The organism is Streptococcus mitis ATCC 6249, assembly GCF_000146585.1.
GTDB lineage: Bacteria > Bacillota > Bacilli > Lactobacillales > Streptococcaceae > Streptococcus > Streptococcus mitis_AZ.
This window is the reverse complement of record NZ_GL397179.1, coordinates 303,263-320,107: the sequence shown is the minus strand read 5'-3', so window position 1 is coordinate 320,107 and position 16,845 is coordinate 303,263. Positions and strand designations below refer to the sequence as shown.

Genomic DNA, 16,845 nt, shown 5'->3' with positions numbered 1-16,845 from the left:
TCCTATCTGTATGAATGATATGTTTCATACACAGAGACCAATCACTTTATAAGGGCAGAACGACACAAATCAGCGATTGGCTGTGTATGTGCGGTTCTGGATGATCGTCAATTTGCATCGTTTGTCTCCTTTCCTTGTTCTAAAACAGTAGAAAATCCCACCATAAAATGGCAGGATTAAAAAACTAACTATCTGTTTTTTCGTTCAAGCTTTAACTCCATAGGGCGATGTAATGAGCTTAGTCTTGGCCTTCGCGACCAGGACTGTTGACCAACGAGTAGTGTCTCCACTGCTTTGCGGTAGTCATCCGTATCCCTATGGTAGCCTCACCTACCGTTTTCGTCTATCAGTATAAACCTTTAAAATATAAAAGTCAATGATTTATCTTAATTTTCTTAAATAACAATTAATTCCTTCGGCGCTAGAGTCAACAATTCACAACCGTTATCTGTAATCAGGATATCATCTTCGATACGAACCCCGTATTTACCTTCAATATAGATACCCGGTTCATCAGTCAAGACCATACCAGCCTTGATTGGCTCTTCTGACTTGCCAAAGTAAGGAATTTCATGGATATCCAGACCAATCCCATGTCCAATCCCGTGGCTGAAGTAAGGACCGTAGCCTGCATCGTTGATAATTTGACGAGGAATCCTGTCAAAATCGATCCGACTGAGACCAGCCTTAGCCGCTTCTATCAGAGCTTGATTGCTACGCAGGACAATATCATAAATCTCCCGCTCCTCATCTGTCACCTGTCCCACATGAACAGTCCGCGTCATATCGCTGACATAGTGATTGTAGTAGCAACCAAAGTCCATGGTCAGGGTTTCACCATTTTGAATGACCTTGTCACTAGCCACTCCATGTGGCATAGCAGAGCGGTAGCCCGAAGCGATGATGAAGTCAAAAGAGGCACCTGAAGCACCTAGCTGGCGCATACGGGCATCTAAAAAGTTCATAACGGCTAGCTCAGTCGTCTCACCGGGCTTGATAAAATCCAGTACATCTAGGAAGGCTTGATCCGAAATCTGGCAGGCCCTACGAATGGTTGCGATTTCTTGCTCATCCTTGATCATCCGCAGATTTTCAATAAAACCAGTCATTGGAACCAGCTCATGACCAGCAAACACACTTTCCAGCATCTTGAAGTAAGCATAGGAAATTTCGTCATCAAAGCCAATTTTTTCCAGCTTGTCGTCCGCTATAATTTTAGCAATTTCACCAACCGCATCTCGCGTTTCCACAATATCAAAGCCCTCAACCACGCCCTTGGCAATCAGGGTATAGCGCGCATCCGTCAGGAAAATCCGACGCGACTTGCTAATGAAAACTGTCGCCTCTGTCCCGCTGAAACCAGTCAGATAGTAGATATTCTTCAGATTGGTTACTAGGACAGCATCACACTCTGTCTGAGCCAATGCTGCTTCAAATTTTTCAACTCTTGATAACATGAGAAAACCTCCGTAAAATGATTCAATTTATTATAGCAAAAAAATACCGAAAATAATACAATCTATATAGCTAGGATTAGATAAAATTGACATTTGAAAGCGCTTAATGTATAATTTCTGTTAAACAAGAAAGAACGAGGTATCGATATGAATAAAACAGAATTGCTGTTACAAAGACTAGATGAGATTGGTCAGTCTCTAAAAGATTCGAACCAAGCACTAGCTTTGCTGGCACTTGGTTCTTGCGGAACAGAAAGAGAACGATTGGATCAGTACTCAGATTTAGACTTCTTTGTTATTGTAAAAGATGGCTACAAGCAGACCTATATCCAAGACCTAACCTGGTTAAGTAAGCTAGAACCAATTGCATTTCACTACCAAAATACAGTGGACGGACATAAAGTTCTATTTGAAGATGATGTTTTTTGTGAATTTGCTGTCTTTGAAGCTCACGAACTAGTAAACATTCCCTTCTCTGAAGGCAAGATTATCTGGAAGGAGGTCGGTTTTGATGAAACAATCTGTCAGCCACAAAGACTGCCATCAAAAGATAACAGAGACCGTGAATGGCTGTTGGGAGAAATTTTATGTAATCTATATTTAGGGCTAGGTCGCTATCAGCGAGGCGAAAAATTAGCTGCTTATGATTTAATACAAAACAGAGCCGTCAAGCTTTGGACTGAACTAATCAGTTTGGAAACAACTTCTAAATCTAATTTTATAGATATCTTTAATACCAACAGACGATTTGAAGAAGGTTATCCAAAGGAAGCCAAGCAATTGCCTCACTTTTTGCAAGGTTACGAACGCATTTCTGAGTCTGCTCAAGCACTCCTAGAATATCTGGATAAACACTATTCTCTTAACCCATTTATAAAAGAAAAAATTCGTGATTTATTATAAAAAAGACTCTGCCTAAAAAAGCAGAGCCTTTTAAATCTTATTTTAACTTTCCTTTCAAATACTGGCCTGTGTAGCTGGCTTCATTGGCCGCTACTTCTTCTGGGGTTCCTGTTGCGATGATAGTTCCACCACCAACACCGCCTTCAGGTCCCAAGTCGATGATATGGTCTGCTGTTTTAATAACATCTAGATTGTGCTCGATAACGAGGACTGTATTGCCATCGTCTACAAAGCGAGCCAAGACTTTAAGCAAGCGAGCGATATCCTCAGTATGAAGTCCTGTCGTTGGCTCATCCAGAATGTAGAAGGACTTACCTGTCGAGCGTTTGTGGAGTTCACTAGCCAGCTTCATACGCTGGGCTTCTCCTCCAGAAAGCGTGGTAGCTGGTTGACCTAGCGTTACATAGCCCAGTCCTACATCCTTGATGGTCTGGAGTTTGCGTTGAATCTTAGGAATGTGTTGGAAGAATTCCACCGCATCGTTGACGGTCATATCTAAAACTTGCGAGATATTCTTTTCCTTGTAGTGAACTTCTAGGGTTTCACTGTTGTAGCGGGTTCCGTGGCAAACTTCACAAGCAACGTAAACATCTGGCAAGAAGTGCATCTCAATCTTGATAATCCCGTCACCTGAGCAGGCTTCGCAACGACCACCCTTGACGTTGAAACTGAAACGGCCCTTCTTATAGCCTCGAATCTTAGCTTCATTTGTCTGGGCAAAGAGGTCACGTATATCGTCAAAAACTCCCGTATAGGTGGCAGGATTGGACCTTGGTGTCCGTCCGATTGGACTCTGGTCAATATCAATCAGACGATCGACATGCTCAATCCCCGTAATCGTTTTAAACTTACCAGGTTTGTCTGAATTGCGGTTGAGCTTCTGGGCAATGGCTTTTTTGAGGATGCTGTTGATCAAGGTCGACTTTCCTGAGCCTGACACCCCTGTCACTGCGATGAATTTTCCTAATGGGAAGCGGGCCGTGACATTTTGTAAGTTGTTCTCACGCGCTCCTGTCACTTCGATAAAGCGACCATTTCCGGCACGGCGCTCTTCTGGTACTGGAATGGCACGTTTACCTGACAAGTACTGGCCTGTAATAGACTTACTGTTACGGGCCACCTGCTTGGGTGTTCCTGCAGCAACAATCTCGCCACCAAAAACACCGGCACCTGGACCAACGTCAATCAGATAATCCGCCTCACGCATAGTATCTTCGTCATGTTCCACTACGATAAGAGTATTGCCCAAATCACGCATTTTTTTCAAGCTAGCAATCAGGCGGTCATTATCCCTCTGGTGGAGTCCAATCGACGGCTCATCCAGGATATAAAGAACACCTGATAAGTTGGAACCAATCTGAGTCGCCAAGCGAATTCGCTGACTCTCCCCACCTGACAGGGTTCCTGCCGAACGTGACAGCGTCAAATAGTTAAGTCCCACGTTATTGAGGAAGGTCAAGCGATCCTTGATTTCCTTGAGAATGGGACGAGCAATAATGGCTTCATTTTCAGACAAGGTCAACTGGCTCACCAACTCCAAATGGTCTGCGATAGACAAATCTGAGATTTCACCGATATGTGGCCCTTGCTCACCACCCACACGAACAGACAAGGCCTGATCGTTGAGACGATAGCCGTGACAAGTTCCGCAGGTCAGCTCATTCATGTAGAGACGCATCTGGGTACGGGTGTAGTCACTATTAGTTTCATGGTAACGGCGCTTGATATTATTGACAACTCCCTCAAAAGGAACGTCGATATCGCGCACACCGCCAAATTCATTTTCATAGTGGAAATGGAATTCCTTGCCATCTGAGCCATAGAGAATCAAGTTTTTATCTTCTTCTGACAAGTCCTCAAAAGGCTTATCCATATCCACTCCAAAGGCTGTCATGGCCTGCTCTAGCATATTTGGATAGTAGTTGGATGAGATAGGATTCCAAGGTGCTAATGCTCCCTCACGCAAAGTTTTGCTGGTATCAGGAACCACCAAGTCAACATCCACCTCCAGCTTGATGCCCAAACCATCACACTCACTACACGAGCCAAACGGGGCATTGAAGGAGAAGAGACGAGGCTCTAACTCTGGTACTGTAAAACCACAAACTGGACAGGCATAATGCTCAGAAAAGAGCAACTCAGAATCGTCCATAGTGTCGATAATGACATAACCTTCTGCGATACGAAGGGCAGCCTCAATGGAATCAAAGAGACGGCTACGAATGCCCTCCTTGATGACAATACGGTCGACCACGACATCGATATTGTGTTGCTTGCTCTTCGACAACTCTGGCACTTCGGTCACATCATAAACTTCCCCATCCACACGGACGCGGACATAACCGTCTTTCTGAATCTTTTCAATGACGCTCTTGTGTTGCCCTTTTTTCTTACGAATGACAGGAGCTAAGATTTGCAGACGTTGGCGTTCTGGCAATTCCAAAACCTTATCCACAATTTGCTCCACAGAAGAAGCCTTGATAGCCCCATGCCCGTTGATACAGTAAGGCGTCCCCACACGTGCGTAGAGGAGACGCAAATAATCATTGATTTCAGTCGTCGTTCCAACGGTCGAGCGCGGGTTTTTGCTAGTCGTTTTTTGGTCGATGGAAATAGCTGGGCTGAGACCATCAATAGCATCCACATCTGGTTTTTCCATATTGCCCAAAAACTGGCGAGCGTAGGCTGACAAACTTTCCACATAACGACGTTGGCCCTCAGCATAGAGGGTATCAAAGGCCAGACTGGATTTCCCAGAACCTGACAAACCAGTCACAACAACCAGCTTGTCTCTTGGAATCTCCACATCAATATTTTTTAAGTTATGGGCACGCGCCCCATGAATCACAATTTTATCTTGCATCTTTGTTCTTTCTAGTCCATTATTGCTTTCCATTATACCAAAAAATGTGAAATTCTATTACCCAAAAAGCTGTTTTTATAGTATAATAGTACGGTGCAAAAAATGAATCACTGAATAGTAGGAAAGGATAGGGGATATGAAACAAGTTTTTCTCTCAACAACAACTGAATTTAAAGAGATCGACACGCTTGAACCGGGTACTTGGATCAACCTCGTCAATCCTACACAAAATGAATCACTGGAAATCGCTAACGCCTTCGACATTGACATTGCCGACCTTCGAGCACCGCTCGATGCGGAAGAAATGTCCCGTATTACCATCGAAGACGAGTATACTTTGATCATCGTGGACGTTCCCATCACAGAGGAAAGAAACAATCGTACCTACTACGTTACGATTCCGCTGGGGATTATCATCACCGAGGAAACCATTATCACCACCTGCTTGGAATCCCTCCCCGTTCTCGATGTCTTTATCAACCGTAGACTGCGCAACTTTTACACCTTCATGCGTTCACGCTTTATCTTCCAGATTCTCTACCGCAACGCCGAACTTTACCTTACGGCCCTTCGTTCGATCGACCGTAAGAGTGAACAAATCGAAAGTCAACTTCACAAGTCTACTCGAAACGAAGAGCTGATCGAGCTCATGGAATTGGAAAAGACCATCGTCTATTTCAAGGCCTCACTGAAGACGAACGAGCGCGTGATTAAGAAATTGACCAGCGCAACTAGCAATATCAAGAAATACCTAGAAGACGAAGACCTACTCGAAGACACTCTGATTGAAACCCAACAGGCCATCGAGATGGCAGATATCTATGGAAACGTCCTTCACTCTATGACAGAGACCTTTGCCTCTATCATTTCCAATAACCAGAACAACATCATGAAGACCCTGGCTCTCGTGACCATCGTTATGTCTGTCCCAACCATGATCTTCTCAGCCTACGGGATGAACTTCAAGGATAATGAAATCCCTCTGAACGGCGAGCCTCACGCCTTCTGGTTAATCGTCTTTATCGCCTTTGCTATGAGTGTTTCGCTCACTCTCTATCTCATCCATAAAAAATGGTTCTAAGAGGAATCCCTATGTCTCAGATTGATTTACAAAAATTAACTAAGAAAAACCAAGAGTTTATTCATATCGCTACCCAACAATTTATCAAAGATGGTAAAACAGACGCTGAAATCAAGGCTGTTTTTGAAGAAGTCATTCCTAAAATCCTTGAAGAGCAAGCCAAAGGAACGACCGCTCGTTCCCTCTACGGTGCTCCAACCCACTGGGCTCATAGCTTCACTGTCAAGGAGCAATACGAAAAAGAGCATCCAAAAGAAAATGACGATCCAAAACTCATGATTATGGACTCAGCCCTTTTTATCACCAGTCTCTTTGCATTGGTTAGCGCTCTGACTACCTTCTTCTCTACAGATCAAGCTATTGGTTATGGGTTGATTACCCTCTTGTTGGTTGGGCTTGTAGGAGGACTTGCCTTCTACTTGATGTACTACTTTGTCTACCAGTACTATGGACCAGACACAGACCGTAGCCAACGTCCTCCATTCTGGAAGTCAATCCTCGTTATCCTGGCTTCTATGGTCCTTTGGTTGGTTGTCTTCTTTGCAACAAGCTTCCTACCAGCAAACCTCAATCCAGTCCTTGCTCCATTGCCTTTGGCTATCCTGGGAGCTGCCCTTCTCGCCCTTCGCTTCTATCTCAAGAAACGTTTCAACATCCGAAGTGCAAGCGCGGGCCCATCACGTTATTAAGAAAAGTGAAAAGCTATGGCATATAGTCAATCCTTAGCTCAGCAGATTCGAAAAATTCTAGCACTTAAACTTCCTCCCCAAATTTTCGAAGAAGAGTTAGAAGAAAAGAAACTATTTGGTGGTCTTGCCTTTATGATTCGTGGGAAAATGGTCCTTACAGTCAGTTCCAGAAAGGACGAGCTGGTTATGGTGAGAATTGGCAAAGAAATGGAAAAGCAAGTTCTACCCCGAACAGGAGCTCATACTACATTGATGAGAGGGCGACCTTATCATGGCTATATAGACCTAGATATTGAAGGTCAAAAAGAACTGCCTTACTGGATTGATTTAGCCCTCTCCTATAATCAGGAGTTGACCAAGTAACTCATATCTAGTGAGATTAGAGATTAGAAAAACGAAAAGCAACTGCACAAGCGGTTGCTTTTTTCACTTGCTTTCTTGAGATTCAATAGCACTTCTGACTCTAATTCCTATAGTTTTCTCTCATCTTTTGTGATAGAATAGGCTCATACTCAATGAAAATCAAAGAGCAAACTAGGAAGCTAGCCGCAGGCTGTACTTGAGTACGGCAAGGCAAAGCTGACGTGGTTTGAATTTGATTTTCGAAGAGTATCAATCTATTTCTAGGAGGACGAGATATAGTTTCTACTATTGGTATTGTTAGTTTGTCTAGCGGTGTTATCGGAGAGGATTTTGTCAAACACGAAGTCGATTTGGGTATTCAACGTCTCAAGGATTTGGGACTCAATCCTGTCTTCTTGCCCCATTCGCTAAAGGGTTTAGACTTTATCAAGGACCATCCTGAAGCACGTGCAGAAGATTTGATGCAGGCCTTTTCGGACGATAGCATCAATATGATCCTATGTGCCATCGGTGGGGATGATACCTATCGCTTGCTACCTTATCTTTTTGAAAACGACCAGCTTCAAAAGGTTATCAAACCAAAGATTTTTCTTGGCTTCTCGGATACTACTATGAACCACCTTATGTTGCACAAACTAGGGGTCAAGACTTTTTATGGGCAATCCTTTCTAGCAGATATTTGTGAGTTGGACAAGGAGATGTTATCCTATAGCCTTCACTACTTTAAAGAATTGATCAAGACTGGGAGAATCTCAGAAATCCGCCCTAGCGATGTTTGGTATGAGGAACGGATTGACTTTAGTCCCAATGCTCTGGGAACAGCTCGTATCAGTCATGTAAATACAGGCTTTGATTTGTTGCAAGGAAATGCTCAGTTTGAGGGAGAAATTCTCGGTGGTTGCCTTGAGTCCCTCTATGATATCTTTGACAATTCTCGATACGCAGACAGCACGGACCTCTGCCAAGAGTACCGACTCTTCCCTGACTTATCCGACTGGGAAGGAAAGATTCTCTTGTTAGAAACAAGCGAAGAGAAGCCTGAGCCGGAAAACTTCAAAAAGATGGTGCAGGCTTTGAAAGAAACTGGGGTATTTGAGGTCATCAGTGGACTCTTGGTCGGAAAGCCAATGGATGAAACCTTCTATGACGACTATAAAGAGGCACTAATGAGCATCGTTGACAGCAATATCCCAATTGTCTATAATCTGAATGTCGGCCACGCCACACCAAGAGCCATTGTTCCCTTTGGCTTTCACGCCTATGTAGATGCACAGGAGCAAGTCATTCGCTTTGACGATAACAAAAAATAAACAATTTCTCCATTTTTGTGCTTTGGTATTGATTTTCGTTACAATTTGTGTCTGAATTTATTGCATTTTGCTTATTTCTATGATATCTTTTTAAAGGAGGTGTATATGACTAAACAAAAAATAAATCAAATTGTCGGTTCAATCGGGGCCTTTATCGGGATTATTGTATTTATCGCCTACATCCCACAAATTTTTGCCAATTTACAAGGCAACAAAGCTCAACCATTCCAGCCTTTATCCGCAGCAGTATCTTGTTTAATTTGGGTTATTTACGGGTGGACAAAAGAACCTAAGAAGGATTGGATACTAATTATTCCAAACTCAGCTGGCGTTGTCTTAGGTGGACTGACATTTCTTACTGCACTATAAAAGTTACTAGCATATAATCAAAAAGCTGAGAAACTCTTCTCAGCTTTTTTCTATATTCTCAGATAATTAGACGCCTGCACTCACTTATTTCCGCTTTTCCACTCACAATCATTCTCGTGGTCGTCAATCAAACCTGCTGCTTGTAGAAAAGCCAAAACCGCAACTGGACCTGTGAATTTGAAACCACGTTTTTTGAGATCCTTGGATATTTTCTCAGATAAAGACGTTTTAGCTGGGGCTAGGCGATAGTCGGGGACATCATTGATGATGGTTTGTCCATTGACAAAAGACCAGAGATAGGCATCAAAGGAGCCATATGCTTCCTGAACTTGTAAAAATGCTTGGACATTGGAGCGTGTCGCAAAGAGCTTGGCACGATTTCGGATGATGGCTGGATTCTCTAACAAGGCTTCCAACTCCCCATCTGTCATTTCCGCGACCGCTTGAATTTGATAGCCATGAAATGCTTCTCGGAAAGCCTGGCGTTTGTTGAGTACCGTTTCCCAAGACAGACCAGCCTGATAAGTCTCCATACAGAGCAGTTCAAAAAGAGCGCGGTCATCATGAAGGGGTTGCCCCCACTCCTCATCATGATAGGCTACATATAAGGGATTATTCATTTTTACCCAACCACAGCGTTTTGGCATATTATACTCCTATTTGACCAACATCTTAAGGGCCGACTTGATATAGTTCTCTGCTGTATCCGTCGTTCCTTCAAAGAATTTCTTGATTTTCTTAAGTTCAGTCGCCTTGTAGCCCAGTGCCAGCATGGCTTCCATAGCTTCTTCCAGTTCTTGGTTTTCAGCGCTGGTTTGCACTGCGACCTTGGAAGGAAGGTCATCACTAGCCACGACTACCTTGCCTTCCAAGTCCAGCACCATCTGCTGGGCTGTTTTCTTGCCAATTTTAGGGAACTTGGTCAAGTAGGTGATGTTCTTAGTCTCGATCGCTTGAACCAAGCCAGCATTGTCATCAGCTGCGATGATAGCAAGAGCTGACACAGGACCAATCCCTGAGACCGAGATCAGACTGAGAAAGAGCTTTTTCTCATCTTCTGATCGAAAACCATAGAGCAGATGGGCATCCTCGCGGACAACTTGGTGCACATAAATTTGGGTCTCTTGATTGACCTGACCTGAGTAAGCATAGGGATTGGCTACATGCAAGATATAACCGATACCATTCGCCTCTAGGACAATGTATTTAGCAGTGATTTTGGTAATGATTCCTTTTAAATATTCGTACATAATTTTTCTCCATTATTTTGCCTATCTAGTATACCATATTTCCCCAAGACAGATGGCAACAAAAGGTGCAACCTCTGGTTGACAAATAGTACAGGAGATTGTATTCTCATTATAAGTAAAAATTGTTAGGATAGAGGTAGAAAAAGGAGGATAGAATCATGAAACTCGCAGAAAAACTATTTGAGCTCCGAAAGGAAAAAGGTTGGTCCCAGGAAAAGCTAGCAGAACAAATCAATGTTTCTCGGCAAAGCATCTCCAAATGGGAGTCTGGTCAAGTTCTTCCAGAAATCGAAAAAATCATTGAATTAAGCAAGATTTTCCAAGTGACAACTGACTATCTACTACTGGATGAAAACTCTGAAAAATCTTCCACGGCAGTGATTTTGGAAGAAGATAAGGACAAATACTATAGAGAAGTTAAATCCTTTGGCCTCTGGCAAGTGATTTATATTTTTGTCTTGGCTCTGGCCATCTATCTCTTTTTAGCCGGTTCTAGTTTCCCAGCCGAATTCACCGCCTGGATTTGGCTGACCTTCGTTCTATTGATTGCTTCAGCTATTGCTATCAACAAGGCTCTCAAAACCAAACAACGTTATCTTGATAAGTTAATTGGTCTTGAGAATCCTTCTGACAAAGACGACTCTACAAAACCTTGAATCACCTAATTGAGTTTTCGCAATATTTTTTTAGAACTGGTCTTGTCAAGCAAGTGTAAACCTCGTGTCAAGTTGCCCATGTCCAATCAAAGTTCCCACTTTAGAAAAACTAAAAAGCCTTGTTCAAAAGGAACAAAGGCTTTTTGTGTTCTTAATATTTCCCCAACTCACGAAGACTGGTGTGATTTTCCTGAATACGTCGAAACATTTTTTCCATATCTGACTTGGTAAAATGCACCAAAACCGGACGTCCGTGGGGACAGTTATATGGATTGTCACATTGAGAAAGCTGATAGAGGAGTTGTCTGGCTGAGTGGTCATCGATACGATGGTTGGCCTTGATAGACTGCTTGCAGGACATCATGATAGCCAACTCTGCTCGGTATTTCTTGATAGAAACTTCCTTAGTTAAGAGGAGCATGTCGCACATTTCATAGATGCCTGACTCAATCTCTTCTTCTGCCATCCAAATAGGATGTTCACGCAGGATGAATTGATTTTCTCCGTACTCTGCTAGAAAGACGCCCACTTCCTCTAAGAGAGGCATTCTTTCCCTGAGACGAAGGGCATCATCTGCTGGGAATTCAAAGATGTAGGGCACTAGGAGTTGCTGCTGGCTCTGGTCAACATTGCCGATACTTTCACGGTATTCCTCGTACTTGACTCGTTCCTGAGCCGCGTGCTGGTCTATGATGTAGAGTCCATCTCGCCCTTGGGCAAAAAGATAAGTCCCGTGCATCTGTCCGAAAAACTCCAACTCTGGGAAACTGGATGATTCTTCTCGCTCCAGCTTATCATAAGCCTTATCGAGGCTAGCAAGATCTAACTCTGGATGGTCTAGTTGGTCGTAGTTAGCAGGCTTTCTCTCTGCAAAATGCAGTTTTGCTGGCTTGGTCAACTGGTCCAAGGTTTCCTGGGCAAATAAGGTCAAATCTTTCCCTTCCTCAGTTAATTCAACCTGGTGATCAGCCACCTCAGCTTGACTAGGTTTTGAGAGTTCTGTTTTTTCATAGTAAAGCGTATTTTCTTTGAGTGGGAGAATGGTCTGCTCCACCTTTTGACGATTACGCACGGTCGACTTGGCAAGATTTTCTAAAGCATCAGGAATCAAGGCTTGTTCCTTGAGACTATTTGAAATAGCTTCTGAAACCAGCGCCATCAGTTCTCTTTCCTTAGAAATCCGCACTTCTTGTTTGGTTGGATGGACATTGACATCGGCTAGATAGGGGTCAATATGGATGTGAATGACAGCCAGCGGAAAGCGCCCTACCATGAGTTTGCTTCCGTAACCGTCAAGAATAGCGCGATTGAGCAAGAAGTTCTTGATATAACGGCCATTGATGAAGAGGCTGATATAGTTGCGATTAGCTCGAGTTAACTCAGGCAGAGACACAAAACCTGAAATTTCGAAATCTAAGTCAGAATTCTCAATTTCAATCATCTTCTTGGCACTCGCCAAACCATAAATCCCTGCGATGGCTTGACGCAGTTGACCAGTCCCTGCTGTCCGCGTCATTTCCTTGCCATCACTAATCAAGCTAAAAGAAATCTCTGGATGGGCCAAGCCCAGACGGTTGACAATATCAATGATATGAGACAGCTCCGCTTGCTGGCTCTTCATATACTTGAGACGAGCTGGTGTGTTGAAAAAGAGGTCCTCCACACAAACTTTGGTCCCCACAGGACTAGTCGCTGGTATGACTTTCTCAACCTCACCTCCACGCGCAACGAGCTTGGTTCCATGACTCGCACCATCCACCGCCGTCAACAGAGTCAAGACGCTGACAGAAGCGATAGAGGGCAGGGCTTCACCACGAAAACCAAGCGTCCGAATCCGAAAGAGGTCTGCTTGATTTTTTATCTTACTGGTCGCATGACGACGCAGGGCCAATTCCACCTCATCGTGGGCAATTCCATGACCATTATCAGTGATTTGAATCTTCTTAAGACCAGCTTCCTCAATCTCAATGGTAATCTGACTAGAACCCGCGTCAATGGCATTTTCTACCAACTCTTTGACCACACTAGCAGGACGTTCGATAACCTCCCCTGCCGCAATCTGGTTTGCCAGCACCTCTGGCAATTCAATAATATGAGACATCTTTCAGCCCCTTTCTGTATCTATTTTCCTAGAAATTGATTAGTGCTATTATACCATATTTCAAATGCTATCAGAAAAAGCAAATACCACATAGACTCCAAATCTCTCCACATAGACAAAAGCTCTTGCCAGAGGTCGTAAAATAGTGGTATACTCAATAAAAATCAAAGAGCAAACTAGAAAGCTAGGCGCAGACAGTACTTTAGTACGGCAAGACGACGCTGACGTGGTTTGAATTTGATTTTTGAAGAGTATTAATAAAGGTGTACAAGAAGTGAGATTAACCTTGTATAACTGAAAAGGAGGGAAATTTATGAAAGTAGAATTACAGATTAAGGAGACTTATGAGGAGGAAAAGCTGATTGTCCAAGCACCTCAGCCGACCGAAAAAGTCCAGAAAGTCATCGAGTTCGCTGAAAATCTTGACCAAAAAGAAACAATCAAAGGAAAGATTGAAGATCAGGTCTATCTAATTAAAATTAGTAAGATTCAACGCTTCTATATAGAGAATCGAAAGGTTCTAGCAGAAACTGCTAGTCAGACCTATACCATTGATTTGCGACTCTATCAAGTTCTTGACATTCTGCCGACCACTTTTATCCAAATTTCCCAATCAGAAATCGTTAATATTGACGCTATCTCTCATCTCAAACTAACCCCCAACGGTCTGGTCGAAATCTTTCTCAAAAACGAAAGCTTCACCTACTCTTCACGCCGTTACCTAAAAACCATCAAGGAGAAATTAGAACTATGAAAAAACAAATCTTTCACGATGCAGCCGCTGGTGTACTCATCGGCCTCATCCTCTCTATCCTCTTTTCACTCATTTATGCACCAAATACCTATGCCCCACTGAGCCCCGAGTCTCTGATCGGCCAAGTGATGGTGCAACATCAGGTTCACGGTGCCTTGGTCTTGCTCTACTGTATGATCATCTGGTCAGCTATCGGAGTTCTCTTTAGCTTTGGCGGTCGCTTATTCAGCCGTGACTGGAGCCTGCTCCGTGCCACACTTTCCCATTTCTTCCTCATGCTGGCTGGCTTTGTCCCACTGGCAACTCTGGCTGGTTGGTTCCCCTTCCACTGGACCTTCTATCTCCAGCTCATTCCAGAGTTTGCGACTGTCTACCTCATCATCTGGGCTATTCTCTATAAAAGAGAAGCAAAAAAAGTGGACCACATCAATCAACTTTTGGCCCATAAAAAGTAATAGAGAAAAATCCCACTCACAAAAATGTGAGTGGGCTCTTTTTATAACTTTTGTTTGAGCTCGACCAAGACATTCATAGCCTGCATAGGTGTCATATTGTACACATCCAGTTTAGCTAATTCTGCTAGGATAGGATGCTCTGCAGGCGCGTCAAAGAGTGACATCTGTTCAGTAACAGCACTTGTTTCTCTCATTGGAGCAGGACTTTCCGTCCCTTGATTCTCCAGTTGAGTCAATATCTTATCCGCCCTTGCTAAAAGTTCTGCTGGTAAGCCAGCAATCTTAGCAACGTGGATACCGTAGGATTTGTCAGCTGGTCCTGGTTCGATCTTGTGAAGGAAGGTAACCTGCCCATCCTGCTCCAAGGTCGCCACATGGACATTGACCAAGTTTTTCAAGATGGACTCCAGACTGGTCAACTCATGGTAGTGGGTCGCAAAGAGGGTTTTGGCTCCGATATGTTCATGAATATATTCGATGATGGACTGGGCAAGAGCCATTCCGTCATAAGTTGCAGTTCCGCGTCCCAATTCATCAAAGAGAATCAAGGAATCCTTGGTCGCATGCGAAATGGCATTGTTAGCCTCCATCATCTCTACCATGAAGGTTGATTGACCTGAAACCAAGTCATCTGCTGCTCCGATACGGGTGAAGATGGCATCGAAGATAGGCAAATGGGCGCTCTCTGCCGGCACATAAGAACCCAGCTGGGCCATAACCGCAGTCATGGCTAGTTGGCGCATGTAGGTAGACTTCCCGCTCATGTTGGGCCCTGTGATTAGCTGAATACTGGTATCTTCTGCCATCTGGATACTGTTTGGAATGTAGGTCTGAGCTCCCATGACCTTTTCGACGACAGCATGGCGCCCTTTTTGGATATCTATTTGTGAATCCTCTCCAAACTCAGGTCGGATCAAATGCTGGGTTTCAGCCACAACTGCGAGACTTTGCAAGACATCAACTGTCGCAATTCCTTGGGCTAGAGCCTGCAAACGCTGGATGTACTTGCTGACTTCCTCACGGATACGCATAAAGATTTCATATTCTAGATTGGCTGACTTCTCACGCGCCTCCAGCATATCTCCCTCGATACGGGCTAACTCCTCTGTCCCAAAGCGTTCCGAGTTTTTCAGCGTTGCCTTGCGGAAAAAGTGGGCTGGCACATTTCCCAGTTGCGAATTAGTCACATGGAAATAGTAGCCGTCCTTTTTATTGTAGTCAATCTTAAGCGTGCTGATGCCAGAGTTTTCCCGCTCCTTAGCCTCAATCTCAGCAATCCAGCTAGTCCCTTCTCTGAGCACACGACGGTACTTGTCTAAGGTCTCATCAAATCCCGTACGGATAATGCCACCTTCCGTAATCACATGAGGAGCTTCAGGAGCAATCGCTGCGCTAATCAAACTCTCTAACTCTGGAATGGCATCCAACTGTGCGATGAGATAAGCTAAAGCAGGCTGCTCCATGCCTTCTAAAATCGCACGAATCCGTGGCACACTAGATAAGGTGGTCGCTAGTTGCAAGAGATCCTTGGGATTGGTCTTGCCAAAAGAAACACGACTAGCCAAGCGTTCAATATCATAAACACCCTTGAGACTGTCCGTTAAATCACTACGCTCAAAGAAATGGTCAAGAAAGACCTGCACCACCTCTTGACGTTGGACGATTCGTTCCTTATCAATCAAGGGACGATGGATCCAAGAGCGCAAGAGCCGCATGCCCATAGCTGTTTTGGTTTCATCCAAAAGCCAGAAAAGACTCCCCTGCTTCTTGCCTGAACGGGCATTCTCAACCAAATCCAGACTAGCCTTGGTCGCATAATCCATCTGCAAGAAATCCTTGATTTCATAGTGGATAACTGGTTTGAGATGGTTCAATTCCCGCATCTGGGTCCGATGAACATACTGGAGTAGCTTACTAGCTGCTGCTTGCTCCACAGCTGCTAAACGTGAATCCAGTAAATGAATATCCTCAAAGACTTCCTTCTCATGGGAAAGCACAAGATTCATCTGACGGCTGAGGATTTGTTCTTCTTCCTCAGACAAGTCATAGCCCAGCACCACTTCTCGCGCCTTGAGGTTACGGATTTCCCCACAAACCAGCGTAAAATCCAATAAACCTGTTACATAAAAATCACCTGTCACTAGATCCATATAAGCCAGGCCAAATTGATTGCCATCACGATCTAAGGCAACCAAGAAATTATTCTGACTATCCGGCTTACTGCTATCGACGACCGTTCCAGGCGTGATGACCTGGACCACCTCTCGCTTGACAACCCCCACTGCTTGTTTGGGATCTTCCATCTGCTCGGCTATGGCAACTTTATAACCCTGTTCAATCAGAACATCAATATACTGCTGGGCAGAATGATAGGGGACGCCCGCCATGGGTATCGGATTTTCTGCATTTTTATTCCGACTCGTTAAGGAAATTTCTAAAATTTGTGCTGCATTAATTGCATCTTCATAGAACAACTCGTAAAAATCACCCATCCGAAAAAGCAAAAAAGCATCTGGGTATTGTTTTTTAATATCCACATACTGTTGCATGCCGGGTGATAGCTTTTCTGTTGCCATTTTCCGTCTCTCCTTGCT

At 43.9% G+C, this 16,845-nt stretch carries 15 protein-coding genes and 1 riboswitch; of the genes, 9 read left to right on the top strand and 6 right to left on the bottom strand.

Going from position 1 to position 16,845, the window contains the following annotated elements:
* Nucleotides 1-188: 188 nt before the first annotated feature.
* Nucleotides 189-340, bottom strand: a riboswitch (M-box (ykoK) riboswitch).
* A gap of 55 nt (nucleotides 341-395) precedes the next feature.
* A complete protein-coding gene (locus HMPREF8571_RS03510; RefSeq protein WP_000952764.1) occupies nucleotides 396-1,457 on the bottom strand; it encodes a M24 family metallopeptidase in 1,062 nt (353 codons plus the stop codon).
* Nucleotides 1,458-1,604: 147 nt separating this feature from the next.
* Between HMPREF8571_RS03510 and HMPREF8571_RS03505 the strand changes: the two genes are divergently transcribed.
* Nucleotides 1,605-2,360, top strand: coding sequence for a hypothetical protein (locus HMPREF8571_RS03505; RefSeq protein WP_001043929.1), 756 nt, complete (start codon nucleotides 1,605-1,607; stop codon nucleotides 2,358-2,360).
* A 37-nt stretch (nucleotides 2,361-2,397) separates the two neighbouring features.
* On the opposite strand, the gene uvrA is transcribed toward HMPREF8571_RS03505, so the two are convergent.
* Entirely contained in the window at nucleotides 2,398-5,223 is a 2,826-nt protein-coding gene (gene uvrA / locus HMPREF8571_RS03500; RefSeq protein ID WP_001152859.1) for an excinuclease ABC subunit UvrA, read from the bottom strand.
* 136 nt (nucleotides 5,224-5,359) lie between these two features.
* On the opposite strand from uvrA, the gene HMPREF8571_RS03495 reads away from it, so the two are divergent.
* The 5 genes from HMPREF8571_RS03495 to HMPREF8571_RS03475 all read left to right on the top strand — a co-directional run bounded on the left by HMPREF8571_RS03495 (nucleotide 5,360) and on the right by HMPREF8571_RS03475 (nucleotide 9,035).
* Nucleotides 5,360-6,304: a magnesium transporter CorA family protein gene (locus HMPREF8571_RS03495; RefSeq protein WP_000815620.1), complete on the top strand. Its 945-nt coding sequence runs from the start codon at nucleotides 5,360-5,362 to the stop codon at nucleotides 6,302-6,304.
* 11 nt (nucleotides 6,305-6,315) lie between these two features.
* On the top strand, nucleotides 6,316-6,993 hold the full coding sequence (locus tag HMPREF8571_RS03490) for a DUF1129 domain-containing protein (protein WP_000077994.1): 678 nt from the start codon (nucleotides 6,316-6,318) through the stop codon (nucleotides 6,991-6,993).
* A gap of 15 nt (nucleotides 6,994-7,008) precedes the next feature.
* The gene (locus HMPREF8571_RS03485) at nucleotides 7,009-7,356 is read left to right on the top strand and encodes a TfoX/Sxy family protein (protein WP_000331825.1); all 348 of its coding nucleotides are present in this window, start codon (nucleotides 7,009-7,011) and stop codon (nucleotides 7,354-7,356) included.
* A 275-nt stretch (nucleotides 7,357-7,631) separates the two neighbouring features.
* On the top strand, nucleotides 7,632-8,666 hold the full coding sequence (locus HMPREF8571_RS03480; RefSeq protein WP_025168425.1) for a S66 family peptidase: 1,035 nt from the start codon (nucleotides 7,632-7,634) through the stop codon (nucleotides 8,664-8,666).
* 105 nt (nucleotides 8,667-8,771) lie between these two features.
* Entirely contained in the window at nucleotides 8,772-9,035 is a 264-nt protein-coding gene (locus tag HMPREF8571_RS03475; RefSeq protein WP_000166112.1) for a SemiSWEET family transporter, read from the top strand.
* Nucleotides 9,036-9,115: 80 nt separating this feature from the next.
* Here the strand turns inward: HMPREF8571_RS03475 and HMPREF8571_RS03470 are convergent, their stop codons facing one another.
* On the bottom strand, nucleotides 9,116-9,682 hold the full coding sequence (locus tag HMPREF8571_RS03470; RefSeq protein WP_001126061.1) for a DNA-3-methyladenine glycosylase I: 567 nt from the start codon (nucleotides 9,680-9,682) through the stop codon (nucleotides 9,116-9,118).
* A 9-nt stretch (nucleotides 9,683-9,691) separates the two neighbouring features.
* Nucleotides 9,692-10,285: a Holliday junction branch migration protein RuvA gene (gene ruvA / locus HMPREF8571_RS03465; RefSeq protein ID WP_000273411.1), complete on the bottom strand. Its 594-nt coding sequence runs from the start codon at nucleotides 10,283-10,285 to the stop codon at nucleotides 9,692-9,694.
* A gap of 158 nt (nucleotides 10,286-10,443) precedes the next feature.
* On the opposite strand from ruvA, the gene HMPREF8571_RS03460 reads away from it, so the two are divergent.
* On the top strand, nucleotides 10,444-10,941 hold the full coding sequence (locus HMPREF8571_RS03460) for a helix-turn-helix domain-containing protein (protein ID WP_000761363.1): 498 nt from the start codon (nucleotides 10,444-10,446) through the stop codon (nucleotides 10,939-10,941).
* Between the two features lie 151 nt (nucleotides 10,942-11,092).
* Here the strand turns inward: HMPREF8571_RS03460 and mutL are convergent, their stop codons facing one another.
* Nucleotides 11,093-13,042 (bottom strand): DNA mismatch repair endonuclease MutL, encoded by a 1,950-nt coding sequence (gene mutL, locus HMPREF8571_RS03455; protein WP_000018216.1) that lies wholly within the window; start codon nucleotides 13,040-13,042, stop codon nucleotides 11,093-11,095.
* A 313-nt stretch (nucleotides 13,043-13,355) separates the two neighbouring features.
* Here mutL and HMPREF8571_RS03450 point away from each other — a divergent pair, with 313 nt between their 5' ends.
* Both HMPREF8571_RS03450 and HMPREF8571_RS03445 read left to right on the top strand, forming a co-directional pair.
* Nucleotides 13,356-13,796, top strand: coding sequence for a LytTR family DNA-binding domain-containing protein (locus tag HMPREF8571_RS03450; RefSeq protein ID WP_000861941.1), 441 nt, complete (start codon nucleotides 13,356-13,358; stop codon nucleotides 13,794-13,796).
* Complete coding sequence (locus HMPREF8571_RS03445; RefSeq protein ID WP_000743974.1) at nucleotides 13,793-14,251, top strand: DUF3021 domain-containing protein; 459 nt, start codon at nucleotides 13,793-13,795, stop codon at nucleotides 14,249-14,251. Before HMPREF8571_RS03450 ends, HMPREF8571_RS03445 begins: the two co-directional genes overlap by 4 nt.
* A 41-nt stretch (nucleotides 14,252-14,292) precedes the next feature.
* On the opposite strand, the gene mutS is transcribed toward HMPREF8571_RS03445, so the two are convergent.
* Nucleotides 14,293-16,827 carry a DNA mismatch repair protein MutS gene (mutS, locus tag HMPREF8571_RS03440; RefSeq protein ID WP_000179922.1) on the bottom strand — a complete coding sequence of 845 codons (2,535 nt, stop codon included), beginning with the start codon at nucleotides 16,825-16,827 and terminating at the stop codon, nucleotides 14,293-14,295.
* Nucleotides 16,828-16,845: the final 18 nt, after the last annotated feature.